Here is a 12,363-nt window from a genome sequence, read left to right on the forward strand (position 1 = left end):
GCGCCCTCATGCGCTCTTCGTCTCCATTGCCATGCGGATCAGCTCCTGGACGTCCATGGCCTTGATCTCGTCGCTGCGGTCGGTGCGGTCACCGTCGACGCGCTCTTCACCGGCCGGTTCGGCGGCCGGGATGCCGTCCGGGTCGTCCGCCCCGGCGGCCGTGTCCGGCAGCAGTTCGTGGCGGATGCGCTCGGCGAGCGTCTCGGGGGACGGTTCGTCGAAGACGATCGTCGATTCGAGGTCCAGCCCGGTCGCCTCGTTGAGGCGGTTGCGCAGTTCGATGCCCATCACGGAGTCGAATCCGAGGTCGCGGAAGGCCCGGTCCGGTTCGATCGCGTGGGCGGAGGCGTAGCCGAGTACCTGGGCGGCCTCGGCCCTCACCAGCTCCTGCAGGATGCGCCGCTGTTCGTCGGCCGGTGCGGCGACCAGCCGTGCGTGCAGGGCCGCGGAGGCTTCCTGGGCCCCTTCCGGAGCCTGGTCGGTGTCCGCCGTGGCCCGGCCGCCGGGCCGGGGGTCGTACAGCTCGCTCAGCAGCCGGCTGGCACGCAGTGCGGTGAACGAGGGGGCGAACCTCTCCCAGGCCACATCGGCCACGGTGACGCATGCCTCGTCCAGGGCGAGTGCCCGGTCCATGGCGGCGACGGCGGTGTCCGGGTCCATCAGGGTCAGGCCCCGGCGCTCCAGCTGCTCCACAGCCTCGCCCTGGGCGAGACCGCCGCCGGCCCAGGGGCCCCAGGCGAGGGAGGTGGCGGCCAGGCCGCGGGCGCGGCGTTCCTCGGCGAGGCCGTCGAGGTAGGCATTGGCGGCGGCGTAGCCGCCCTGCCAGCCGCTGCCCCAGGTGGCCGAGATGGAGGAGAAGAGGACGAACGCGTCCAGGTCGGTGTCCGCGAAGACGGCATCGAGGTTGGCCGCGCCGGTCACCTTGGCGTCCAGGACGCCGGCCAGTTCCTCCGGGGTGATGGCGGCGAGGGCGGTGGCCTGTCCGACTCCCGCGGTGTGGACCACGGAACGGACCGGGGTGCCCTCGGCCCGGAGCGAGCGGGCCAGCTCGGTGAGCGCGTCCCGGTCGGTCGCGTCGCAGGCGACGACCGTGGCGCGGGCGCCCGACTCCTCGATCTGCGCGCACAGTTCGGCAGCGCCGGGGGCGTCCGTGCCACGTCGGCTGGTGAGGACGACACGGTCGGCGCCACCGGCGGCGGCCCAGCGGGCCACCCTGGCGCCGAGCCCGCCGGTACCGCCGGTGATCAGTACGGTGCCGCGTACGGTCCAGCCGGAGTCCGGGCCGGTCCGGGCGCGCACCACTCGGCGTACGTACGCCCCTTCGGCGCGGATCGCGGCCTGGTCCTCGCCGTCCGCCCCGGCGAGGAGGGCTGCGGCCCGGTCCCAGGCCGCGGTGTCGAGGGCCTCGGGCAGGTCTATCAGACCTCCCCAGCACTTCGGGTGTTCCAGGGCGACGACCCGGCCCAGACCCCAGACCTGGGTCTGCGCGGGGCTGCGCAGGGGGTCGGCCGAACCCGTGGAGACGGCGCCCCGGGTGAACGCCCACAGCGGCGCCTGGACACCGGCCTCGCCGAGCCGCTGGACGAGGGCGAGCGTTCCGGCCAGGCCGGGAGCCACGCCCCGTTCGAGGGCTGTGTCGTCGAGCCCCAGCAGGGAGAGGACGCCGACGGCGTCGGTGTACGCGGAGAGGTCGGTGGCGCCGGGCTCCAGCCGGACCACCTCGGCACCGGCCGACTTCAGGCCCTGGGCCGCCCACTCGGCCGTCTCACCGCTCGCGAGGGACGCGGGGACGGCCAGCAGCCAGCGGCCGGAGAGTGGGGCGCCGGACGTGGGGGCGGCGAAGGGCTGCCAGGTCGCCTCGTAACGCCAGTTGTCCACGACGTCCTGCCGACGGCGTCGTTGGCGCCAGTTGGACAGGGCGGGCAGGGCGTCCTTGAGCGGTACGTCACCGGTCAGACCGATTCCGGCCAGCAGGGCCGAGAGGTCGCCGGAGTCGATGGCTTCCCACAGCGCCGTGTCGACCGCGTGCCCGGCGGGCTCGACTGCCGGAGCGGGGGCCACCGGCTGCTCCGGGGACTGCGGCCAGTACCGCTGCCGGTCGAAGGCGTAGGTGGGCAGGTCGACGCGTCGGGCGCCGGTTCCGGCGTAGAAGCGGCTCCAGTCCAGGGGCGCACCGTGCACATGTGCGGCGGCGATCGCGCCGATGACGCTGCGCGGCTCGTCGAGGGCCTTGCGCAGGGCGGGGATCAGTACCTTCTTGCGGGGGTCGACGAGGCAGTCCTGACCGATCGCGGCGAGGGCGCCGCCGGGACCGAGCTCCAGGTACGTCGTGACGCCCTGGGTTTCGAGGTGGCGTACTCCGTCGAGGAAGCGGACCGCCCGGCGGACGTGGTCCACCCAGTAATCGGCCGTCAGAAGCTCCTCACCGGCAATTTCACCGGTCAGGTTGGAGACGACCGGGATCTGCGGTGCGTGGAACGTCAGTCCCTCCGCGACCGTCTCGAACTCGGCCAGCATGGGTTCCATGCGCGGCGAGTGGAACGCGTGGCTCACCCGCAGCCGCTTCGTCTTCCCGAAGCCGGACGCGATGGCCAGTACGGCGTCCTCGCCACCCGAGATCACCACGGAATTCGGTCCGTTGATCGCGGCGATCGAAACGTCCTCGGTGAGCAGCGGCAGAACCTCTGCCTCCGTCGCCCGGACAGCGATCATGGCCCCGCCGGTGGGCAGTGCCTGCATCAGACGGCCCCGGGCGGCGACCAACGCGGCTGCGTCCTCCAGGGACCAGACCCCCGCGACATGCGCCGCGGCCAGCTCACCGATCGAGTGCCCGAGGAGGTAGTCCGGGGTCACGCCCCAGTGCTCCAGCAGCCGGAACAGCGCCACCTCGACCGCGAACAACCCCGCCTGCGTGTACACGGTCTGGTCGATCAGCTCCGACCCACCGAACACCACACCCTTGACCGGCTGATCGAGATGCCGGTCGAGTTCGGCGCAGACCGCGTCGAACGCATCGGCGAACACCGGGTACGCCTCGTACAGCTCACGGCCCATACCCGACCGCTGCGAACCCTGACCCGAGAACAGGAACGCCGAACGACCGGCGGCAGCCTGGCCCTTCACCACGCCTGCGGCCGTCTCTCCGGCGGCCAGGACTTCCAGGCCGCGCAGGAGTTCGGCGCGGTCGGCCGCCACCACGGCGGCCCGGCGCTCCAGTTGAGCCCGGTGCGTGGCGAGCGAGTGGCCGATGTCGACGAGCGAGGAGCCGCCGTCCTCACGGATCCGGGCGAGAAGCCGCTCGGCCTGGCCGGCCAGCGCCTGGTCCGACCTGGCCGACAGCACCAGCGGGACCAGCGGCGGCAGCACCCCGGGCGTCGTGGCCGGCTCTGCGTCCTGCTCCGGCTCGGCCGGGGGCTGCGCGAGGATGACGTGCGCGTTGGTGCCGCTGATGCCGAAGGAGGAGACGGCGGAGCGGCGCGGGCGGTCGCCCGTCTCGGGCCAGTCCCGGTTGCCGGTGAGCAGCTCGACCGCGCCGGCCTCCCAGTCGATCCGACTGGAGGGCCGGTCGACGTGCAGGGTCTTCGGCAGCACTCCGTGGCGCATGGCCAGGACCATCTTGATGACGCCCGCGACACCGGCGGCGGCCTGGGTGTGGCCGATGTTCGACTTGATCGAGCCGAGCAGCAGGGGGTGCCCGCCCTCGGTGCGCTCCCGGCCGTACGTGGCGAGCAGCGCCTGTGCCTCGATGGGGTCGCCCAGTGTCGTACCCGTGCCGTGCGCCTCGACCGCGTCGACCTCGCTGCCGGACAGTCCGGCGTTGGCGAGGGCCTGGCGGATGACGCGCTGCTGGGAGGGGCCGTTGGGGGCGGTGAGGCCGTTGGAGGCGCCGTCCTGGTTGACGGCGGAGCCGGCCACGACGGCGAGGACCTGGTGGCCGTCGCGGCGGGCGGTGGACAGCCGCTCGACGAGCAGGACGCCCACGCCCTCGCCCCAGCCGGTGCCGTCGGCGGAGTCCGCGAAGGCCTTCACCCGTCCGTCGGCGGCGAGCACGCCCTGCTGGCTGAACTCCAGGAACACGCCCGGGGTGGACATGACGGTGACGCCGCCCGCGACGGCGAGTTCGCATTCGCCGGTCCGCAGTGCCTGGACGGCCCAGTGGAGCGCGACGAGCGACGAGGAGCAGGCGGTGTCGACGGAGACCGCGGGGCCCTCGAAGCCGAGGGTGTAGGCGATGCGTCCGGAGAGCACGCTCGCGGAGCTGCCGGTGGCCACATAGCCCTGGACGCCCTCGGTGGAGCCGATCAGCAGGTTGGCGTAGTCCTGGCCGTTGGTGCCGACGAACACGCCGGTGCGGCTGCCCTTGAGCGAGGTCGGGTCGATCCCGGCCCGCTCGAAGGCGTCCCAGGCGGTCTCCAGCAGGAGTCGCTGCTGCGGGTCCATGGCGAGGGCCTCGCGGGGCGAGATCCCGAAGAAAGCGGGGTCGAACTCGCTGATGGCATCGATGAATCCGCCTTCGCGGACGTGCGAGGCACCGGGCTTGTTCGGGTCGGCGTCGTAGTACTGCTCCAGGCTCCAGCCGCGGTCGCCCGGAAGCGGCGAGATCGCGTCGGTGCCGGTGGCGAGCAGGTCCCACAGTTGCTCGGGCGAGCTGACACCGGCCGGGAAGCGGCAGCCCATGCCCACGATCACCACGGGGTCGTCGGCGTCGGCCGCGAGGGCCGGGGCCGCGACGGCGGCAGCCGCCGCGCTTGCGGTGGGGGCCAGCTCCGTGTGCAGGAAGGCGGCCAGTTCGTTGGGCGTCGGGTAGTCGAACACCAGGGTGGCCGGCAGACGGAGCCCGGTGGTGGCGGCGAGCAGGTTGCGCAGTTCGACGGCGGTCAGGGAGTCGAAGCCGAGCTCCCGGAACGCCTTGCCCGGCTGCACGTTGTCGTCGGACCTGTGGCCGAGCACCGCGGCGGCCTGGCCGCGCACCAGGTCCAGCAGCATCCGGGTGCCGTCGGCGGGCGAGAGTTCGGCCAGCCGGGCGGCGAGGACGCCGGTGGCGTCGGTGCCGGCGGTGGGGGCTGCCGGGGCGGTGAACGCGGCGGCGGCCCGGCGTACGTCGTCGATGTCGCCGATGAGCGCGGCCCGGCCGGTGGCCAGTCGGCCCGGTGCGAGCACGGCCCAGTCGACGTCGGCGATGGCGGCGCACGCGTCGCCGGCCGCGACGGACTTGGCCATGACGGCGACCGCGACCTCGGGGTCCATGACGGGCATGCCGCCGCGCTCCATCCGCTGGGCGATGAGCGGGTCGGTGGCGAGGCCACCGCCGCCCCAGGCGCCCCAGGCGATGGAGGTGGCCGGGAGACCGAGGGAGACGCGGTGCTGGGCGAGGGCGTCGAGCAGTGCGTTGGCGGAGGCGTAGTTGGCCTGGCCCGCGTTGCCGAACGTCCCGGCCAGCGAGGAGAACAGGACGAACGCGTCGAGGTCCAGGTCCTGGGTCAACTCGTGCAGATGGGTCGCGGCGGTCGCCTTGGCGTCGAGGACCTTCGCGAAGCGTTCGGGGTTCATCGAGGGCAGGACGCCGTCGTCGAGCACGCCCGCCGTGTGGACGACGGCGGTCAGCGGGTGCTCGGCGGGAACCTCCGCGAGTACGGAGACCAGCGCGTCGCGGTCGGCGACATCGCAGGTGGCGACGGTGACCGAGGAGCCCAGGGCGGTGAGTTCGTCGCGCAGCTCGGGCGCGCCGGGGGCGTCCAGGCCGCGGCGGCTCGTCAGTACGAGGTGCTGGGCTCCGTTACGGGCCAGCCAGCGGGCGACATGTCCACCGAGGGCCCCGGTCCCGCCGGTGATCAGTACGGTGCCGCGCGGTGACCACTCGTCCGCGTCGGCGGCGAGCGGTGCGCGGGTCAGGCGGCGGGCCAGTACGCCTGCGGTGCGTACGGCGAACTCGTCCTCGGTGCCGTCGCGTCCGGCGAGGAGTCCCACCAGCCGGTCCGCGGCACGCTCGTCCACGACGACCGGCAGGTCGACCAGGCCGCCCCAGGTGGCGGGCTGCTCGATGGCCGCGACCTGGCCGAGCCCCCAGATGGCGGCGCGGGTGGGGTCGAGCAGGGTGTCGGCGCCGTTGACGGCCACCGCGCCGTGCGTGACGCACCACAGGGGGGCCTCGACGCCGGCGTCGTTCAGGGCCTGGACGAGGGTGAGTTCGGCGGCCAGTCCGGCGGGCACGGCCGGGTGGTCACCGTGTGCGCCCTCGGCCAGGGAGAGCAGGGAGAGCACCCCGGTCAGGTTCCAGTCGCCCGCGAGCAGTCCGGCGAGTTCCTCGCGGTCGGGGGCGCTGCCGGAGACGGTGACGCGCGCGACCCGGGCGCCGTGCCGGGCCAGGCCCTCGGCGACGGTCTCGACGACCGAAGTGTCGTCGGCGGAGAGGTTCGCGGGTACGGCGAGCAGCCAGCGGCCCGTCAGTGTGGCTTCGAGGGCGCTCGGGAGGGGCTTCCAGGTGACCCGGTAGTGCCAGGAGTCGGAGGCCGAGCGCTCGCGGCGGTGGCGACGCCAGGCGGCCAGGACGGGCAGCACGGTTTCGAGCGAGGCCGCGGTGGGCTCGTCGACCCGTCCGAGGGTCTCGGCGAGCGCGTCCAGGTCCTGGTGCTCGATGGCCTCCCAGAAGGCGGCGTCGTCCGGGTCGATGGCCTCGACCAGGGTCGCGGCGGGCGAGTCCGGCCAGTAGTGGGCGCGTTGGAAAGCGTAGGTGGGAAGGGTGGTGCGGGTGGCGCCGGTGTTCGCGAAGACGGCCGCCCAGTCGACGGTGGTGCCGTGGCAGTGTGCTTCGGTGAGGGAGGTCAGGAAGCGGTCGAGTCCGCCCTCGTCGCGGCGCAGGGTGCCGAGGGTCGCGGCGTCCGTGTCCGAGTCTCCGATGGTGCCCTGGAGGCCGAGGGAGAGGACGGGGTGGGGGCTGACCTCGATGAAGACCGAGTGCCCGTCGGTGAGGGCGGTGCGGGTGGCCTGTTCGAACTCGACGGTCTCGCGGAGGTTGTTGTACCAGTAACCCGAGCCCATCTCCGTACCGCTCAGGAGGGCCCCGGTGAGGGACGAGTAGAGGGGCGTACCGCCGGCCTGCGGGGCGATACCGGCCAGGAGACGAGCGAGTTCGGTCTCGATCTCCTCGACGTGCGCGGAGTGCGAGGCGTAGTCCACGTCCACCTTGCGGGCGCGGATCTCGTTCGCCAGACAGTCGGTGACCAGCTCGTCCAGAGCCTCCGGGTCACCCGAAACCACCACGGACGAAGGCCCGTTGACGGCGGCGATGGAGATCCGGCCGTCCCAGGCCGCGATCTTCTCCCGCACCCAGGACGCCGACTGGGCGACCGACACCATGCCACCACGACCCGCGAGCGCGATGATCGCCCGGCTGCGCAGCGCCACCACCTTCGCCGCATCACCCAGCGACAGAATGCCCGCGACCGCCGCAGCAGCGATCTCACCCTGCGAGTGACCGATCACGGCCGCCGGCTCGACACCGTACGAACGCCACACCTCCGCCAGCGAAACCATCACGGCCCACAGCACCGGCTGGACGACATCCACCCGGTCGAAGCCGGGTGCACCCGAGACGCCGCGCACGACGTCCAGCAACGACCAGTCGACGTACGGCTCAAGCGCCGCCGCGCACTCGGTCATCCGCGCCGCGAACACCGGCGAGGACTCCAACAGCCCCACCGCCATGCCTGCCCACTGCGCACCCTGACCCGGGAACACGAACACCGGACGCACCTCGGAGTCCGCCGCAACCCCCCGCACCACACCAGGAGCCGGACCACCCGCGGCGATCGCCTCCAGCGCAGCCACGAACTCCGCGTGCCCACCGGCCACCACACCGGCCCGGCACTCGAAACGCGACCGGGTCAACGCCAGCGAATACCCCAGATCAGCCACCGAAAGACCGGCATCATCACGGACCCGGGCCAGCAGACGACCCGCCTGAGCCTCCAGAGCCCGCGGCGACTTCGCCGACAGCACCCACGGCACCGCCGACAACCCGACCACCGGGCCCGAAGCACCCGCATCCCCCGAAACCTCCGGGGCCTCGGGAGCCTGCTCCAGGATCACGTGGGCGTTCGTCCCGCTGACGCCGAACGCCGAGACGCCCGCCCGGCGCGGGGCGCCGGTCTCGGGCCAGTCGCGGCGCTCGTCGAGAAGCCGTACGTCGCCCTCGGACCAGTCCACGTGGGTCGAGGGCCTGTCGATGTGCAGGGTCTGCGGCAGAACGCCGTTCTGCAGGGCCAGGACCATCTTCATGACCCCGGCGACACCGGCGGCGGCCTGCGTGTGGCCGATGTTCGACTTCAGCGAGCCGAGCCACAGCGGGCGGTCCTCGGGCCGGTTCTGGCCGTAGGTGGCGAGCAGGGCCTGTGCCTCGATCGGGTCGCCCAGTGTCGTGCCCGTGCCGTGCGCCTCGACGACATCGACCTGGTCGGCCGAGACCTTCGCGTTGTCGAGGGCCTTGAGGATGACACGCTTCTGCGAGGGCCCGTTGGGGGCGGTGAGGCCGTTGGAGGCACCGTCCTGGTTGACGGCGGAGCCCCGTACGACGGCGAGGACGTCGTGGCCGTTGCGCTGGGCGTCCGAGAGCCGCTCCACGAGGAGCATGCCGACGCCCTCGGAGAAGCCGGTGCCGTCGGCGGCGTCCGCGAAGGCCTTGCAGCGGCCGTTGGTGGCGAGGCCGCGCTGGCGGCTGAAGTCGATGAACATGCCCGGGGTCGCCATGAGGGTCACGCCGCCGGCCAGTGCCATGGTGCACTCGCCGTTGCGCAGCGCCTGGGCGGCCAGGTGCAGGGCGACCAGGGAGGACGAGCAGGCCGTGTCGACGGTCACCGCCGGGCCTTCCAGACCCATCGTGTACGAGATGCGGCCGGAGACGACGGCCGCCGCGCTGCCGGTGCCGAGGTAGCCCTCCAGGCCGGCCTGGTTGCCGACGAGGAGGAGCGGATAGTCCTGGCCGTTCGTCCCGGCGAACACGCCGACCTGGCTGCCCCGTACGGTCTCGGGGTCGATGCCCGCGTGCTCGAAGGCCTCCCAGGAGGTCTCCAGGAGAAGCCGCTGCTGCGGGTCCATCGCCAGGGCCTCGCGCGGCGAGATCCCGAAGAACCCCGGATCGAACTCGGCGACTCCGTCGAGGAATCCTCCGTCGGCGACGTAGGAGGTTCCCGTCTGGTCGGAGTCGGTGTCGATGATCGATCCGAGGTCCCATCCCCGGTCGGTCGGGAAGGGCGCCATGGCGTCGGTGCCGTCGAACACGAGCCGCCACAGGTCCGCGGGGGTGCGTACGCCCCCGGGGAACCTGCAGCTCATGCCGACGATCGCGATCGGCTCCGTGTCACGGGCCTCCCGCTCGCGCAGGCGCTCCTGCGCCGCGTCGAGATCGGTGCTCACCCGCTTGAGGAAGTAGCGGAGCTTCTCTTCGTTCGCCACCCTGACGTCCTTTCCTTGGCGTGACCTTGCCGCGCTGGGCAGCGGTTACGAAATGCCGAACTTCTTGCCGAGCAGCTGGAACATCTCGTCGTCCGAGGCGGAGTCGATCTCCGCCGCTGCCGAGGCCGGCACGTCCCCGCGCGGTTCCTCCTGCCAGCTGGCGACGAGCGCCTGCATGCGCAGGAGGACGCGGGTACGGCCGACGTTGTCGGCACCGACTGACGCCATCGCGGCCTCGATCCGGTCGAGTTCCTCAAGGGCGGCGGTCGCCGCGGCCTCACCGTCCTGGAGTAGCTGTTCGCGCATGAACGCGGCCAGAGTCTTGGACGTGGGGTAGTCGAATGCCGTGGTGACCGGCAGTTTCAGGCCGGTGCGCAAGGACAGCCTGTTGCGCAGTTCCACGGCGGTGACGGAGTCGAATCCCATCTCGCGGAACGCCTTCTTGACCGGCACGGCCTCGTTGCCGGAGAAGCCGAGGACCGCGGACACGCATTCGCGGATCAGCTCGACGAGGGCGTTCTCCTGCTCCTGCTCGGTCAGGCCGGCCAGGCGCTGGACGAGTTCGGAGGGCTCGGCGCCGCTGCCCGCCTCGGCCATGGCGCGGGCGATGTCCCGGACCTCGGGGATGTCCTCCAGCAGAGGGCTGCTGCGGATCGCGGTGAACGCGGTGTAGAAGCGTTCCCAGTCGATGTCGGCGATGAGCAGGCTGCTCTCGTTCTGCTCCAGTGCCTGCTGGAGGGCGCCGGTGGCGAGGTCGGGCTGCATCTCGCGCAGGCCGTGGCGGTTGAGCGTGTCGCCGAAGTCGCCGTCGGCCATGCCGCCGCCGCCCCAGGCGCCCCAGGCGACGGAGGTGGCGGGCAGGCCCTGGCCGCGCCGGTGCAGGGCGAGTGCGTCGAGTACGGCGTTGCCGGGGGCGTAGTTGCCCTGGCCGGGAGTTCCGACGGTGCCGCCGAACGAGGAGAACAGGACGAACGCCTTGAGGTCCAGGTCCGCGGTCAGCTCGTGGAGGTTGACCGCCGCGCGGGCCTTGGCGTGCAGGGCCCGGTCGATCTGGTGCAGGCTCAGCGAGTCGATGACGCTGTCGTCGAGCACGGCGGCGGTGTGCACGACCGCGGTGAGCGGCTGGTCCGCGGGCACGGAGTCGAGCAGGGCGGCCAGGGCGTCGCGGTCGCCGGTGTCGCAGGCGGCGATGGTCACCCGGGCGCCGAGGCCGGTGAGTTCGGCGTGCAGGGCGTCGGCGCCGGGGGCGTCGGTGCCGCGGCGGCTGACGAGCAGCAGGTGCTCGGCGCCGCTGCCGGCCAGCCAGCGGGCGACCTGGCCGCCGAGGGCGCCGGTGCCGCCGGTGATCAGGACGGTGCCCCGGGTGCGCCAGGAGCTGTCGCCGGTGGCCGCCTTGAGGGGGAGGCGGCGCAGGCGGCGTACGAAGGTGCCGGCCGGGCGGACGGCGAGCTGGTCCTCCGGGCCCGAGTCGCCCAGGGCTCCGGCGAAAAGTGCGGTGGTGCGCTCGTCGAAGGCGGCCGGCAGGTCGATCAGGCCGCCCCAGCGGTCGGGGTGTTCGAGCGCGGCGACGCGTCCCAGGCCCCAGACGGCGGCCTGGTAGGGGGCGACGAGCGGGTCGGCGATGTTGACCGAGACGGCGCCTCGGGTCGCGGTCCACAGCGGGGCGCGGACCCCTGCCCGGCCCAGGGCCTGGAGCAGGGTGACGGAGGCGGCGTAGCCGCGCGGGACGGCCGGGCCGTCGGGGTGCGGGGTGCCGTCGAGGGCCAGCAGGGACAGCACGCCGGTGGGGGGCGAGAGGTGTTCCGGCGCGAGGATCGCCTCGATCCGGTCGGCCAGCAGCTCGGGGTCGGTGGTGTCGGTCTCGTCGACGGCGAGGACGACCGGTTCGGCGCCCTGGGCCGTGAGGGCGTTCAGGACGTCGGCGGTGTACGGGTCGTCCGCGAGGTCGGCGGGCAGCGGGACCAGCCAGGCGCCGGCCAGGCGGCCGGCCGAGGGCTGGGAGTGGACGCGCCAGGAGACCTCGTAGCGCCAGTCGTCCGTGGCGGACTTGTCGCGCAGCCGCTTGCGCCAGGAGGACAGCAGCGGAACCATCGTGCCGAGGGTCTGCTCGGCGTCGTCGCCGTCCACCCGGAGCGTTTCGGCGAGGTCCTGGAGGTCGGCCCGTTCGACGGCGTCCCAGAAGGCGCTGTCGGTGGCGTCGGCCTCGTTCGTGGCGGCCGCCGCGAGGAGCGGGGCGATCTCGTCGGCGATCCAGTAGCGGGTGCCCTGGAAGGCGTAGGTGGGCAGGGCCACGCGGCGGGCGCCGGTGTTCGCGTAGACCGCCTCCCAGTCGACGGCCGCGCCGTGGACGTGGGCCTCGGCCAGCGAGGTCAGGAAGCGGTCGAGTCCGCCCTCGTCGCGGCGCAGCGTGCCGAGGGTCGCCGCTTCGGCGTCCGCGTCGTCGATGGTGCCCTGGAGGCCGATCGCGAGGACGGAGTGGGGGCTGACCTCGATGAACACGGAGTGGTTGTCGGCGAGTGCGGCGCGGGTGGCCTGCTCGAACTCGACGGTCTCGCGGAGGTTGTTGTACCAGTACCCGGCACCCATCTCCGTACCGTCGAGCAGCCCGCCGGTGAGGGAGGAGTAGAGGGTCGTGCCGCCGGTCTGCGGGGTGATGCCCGCGAGCAGCTTCGCCAGCTCGGCCTCGATCTCCTCGACGTGCGCGGAGTGCGAGGCGTAGTCCACGTCCACCTTGCGGGCGCGGATCTTGTCGGTCCGGCACTCGGCCAGCAGCTCGTCCAGGGCCTCGGGGTCGCCGGAGACGACGACGGAGGAGGGTCCGTTGACGGCGGCGATGGAGATCCGGCCGTCCCAGGCCGCGATCTTCTCCCGCACCCAGGACGCCGACTGGGCGACCGACACCATGCCACCACG

General features: G+C 73.0%; 1 protein-coding gene and 1 pseudogene. Both read right to left on the reverse strand.

What is annotated here, in order from left to right; all coding sequences use genetic code 11:
* Positions 1–6 precede the first annotated feature (6 nt).
* Positions 7–9,438: pseudogene (locus tag ACFVH0_RS37710) on the reverse strand (type I polyketide synthase); the annotation flags it as partial.
* 57 nt (positions 9,439–9,495) lie between these two features.
* Positions 9,496–12,363, reverse strand: a 2,868-nt coding sequence (locus tag ACFVH0_RS37715; protein ID WP_385827812.1) for an SDR family NAD(P)-dependent oxidoreductase, incomplete at its 5' end; no start/stop codon positions are given.

This window comes from Streptomyces sp. NPDC127117 (assembly GCF_042677325.1).
Taxonomy (GTDB): Bacteria; Actinomycetota; Actinomycetes; order Streptomycetales; family Streptomycetaceae; genus Streptomyces.